Here is a 1,766-nt window from a genome sequence, read left to right on the forward strand (position 1 = left end):
TAATCATTTATTTTCACTCCACAATAAATATACACCCTAATCATACGTTTTAGTCGTTATAAATTCAACAACTATATTTGTATGATTAGGGTGTACCCAAAAATAACATGTTATGAACTAATATTTCTTAGTATATTGGCTCCTCTTTTCTATCAATTAACTGGATATACTAAAATATCTTTATCTAATAAACGAGAAAAGACTAGCGTTAAAATATCAAATTTCCTGATTGGTTGAACTTAATATTATTAAGGGAGGCAGTATCATCGTTAAATAGATGAATTGGAACAATCATATGTTTTTGCTATAATTATTAAATACAGAAGTTTCATCTCCTTCTTATAGAATTAACTCCTTACAACTTTAAGGTTAAATTAGTAATAGCTCTTAATAAGCTCAATAAGACTTATTAAGAGCTTTTGTTGTTTATTTAAAAAGTATTACTTTCTCCCATAAAGTAACTGATTTAATTTTTATATATGATATTATATAAATAAATGCTCTCCATTAGAATATGGAGAGCATTTCATTACTTATAGGGAATAATTAAAATTTGATTTTTTTATAAATAAAACAATATTAGCAATTAGCATGAAATAAAAGTAATTACATATATGCAGTTACCCACTGTGAAGGGCCAACTTCATTATATAATTTTTGAGCAGCCGCATCTTGGACATGTTCAGGTGCTGAAGCTGGTGAAACACCTACATATTCTGCTGGGGCTACTGAATCCCAAGTTGTTTGTAAGAATTGATATTTACCTGCTGCTCCTGAAGAAGGGTTGATGGCTGTGATATCGCCACCTGATTCGCGTTGAGCAATTAGTTTCAAGTGATCGTTTACTTCTACTGATGAACCACTTGAAGCTTCATTTGAGTTTTGTGATGATTGTGTTGAAATATTTGTAGTTGCTTGTTGTTGGGGCTGTTGAGTTTCTTTAGTTTGTGGTGCTTGTTGTTGTACTGGTTGTTCACTTTTTGAAACTTCTTGTTGTCCATCATTGTTTATTTCAGCAGTTGTATTATTGTAACCATTATAGCTCCAACTAAAATTTACACCATCTGATTCAAAATGATATGAAACTCCATTTTGAATGAAATCATAATTATATGACCCTTTTTGTATTGGAGATTCATTTAATTGCTCTGGGTTATTTTGAACTAAATTTACTAATTTAGCTTGGTCTACATTTTGTTCAGATGCATCAGCTGAATTATCTGCTGCAAATCCTGTTATACCTAAACTTACTGCTAATGTTGAAGTAAGAATTGTTTTTTTCATTATTTAATTCCTCCTAAAGGTTAACTTTTTAATTTATTAATTTCACCACAATAACGTATCCCACTCTAACATTTTTTAAACTATTTTAGGTTACAATGAAGTTAAAAAGTATTATCATTTTTTTACATTTAAAGAAGATGTATGAGGTTCTGTTGCAAAGTAAAAAATATAGCTAACCACTAATTTATAATGTCAGTGTTCGCTTAACTTGCTAGCATGATGCTAATTTCGTGGCATGGCGAAAATCCGTAGATCTGAAGGGACCTGCGGTTCTTTTTATATAGAGCGTAAATACATTCAATACCTTTTAAAGTATTCTTTGCTGTATTGATACTTTGATACCTTGTCTTTCTTACTTTAATATGACGGTGATCTTGCTCAATGAGGTTATTCAGATATTTCGATGTACAATGACAGTCAGGTTTAAGTTTAAAAGCTTTAATTACTTTAGCCATTGCTACCTTCGTTGAAGGTGCCTGATC

Annotated in this window: 1 protein-coding gene and 1 pseudogene; both read right to left on the minus strand. The window is 30.5% G+C overall.

What is annotated here, in order from left to right; translation table 11 throughout:
* Nucleotides 1–606: 606 nt before the first annotated feature.
* Nucleotides 607–1,284: a transglycosylase family protein gene (locus BDW31_RS12325; RefSeq protein ID WP_053025666.1), complete on the minus strand. Its 678-nt coding sequence runs from the start codon at nucleotides 1,282–1,284 to the stop codon at nucleotides 607–609.
* A gap of 203 nt (nucleotides 1,285–1,487) precedes the next feature.
* Nucleotides 1,488–1,766: pseudogene (locus BDW31_RS12330) on the minus strand (IS6-like element IS257 family transposase); the annotation flags it as partial.

Source organism: Staphylococcus sp. AtHG25 (genome assembly GCF_003217445.1).
In the GTDB taxonomy this organism is placed as follows: domain Bacteria; phylum Bacillota; class Bacilli; order Staphylococcales; family Staphylococcaceae; genus Staphylococcus; species Staphylococcus haemolyticus.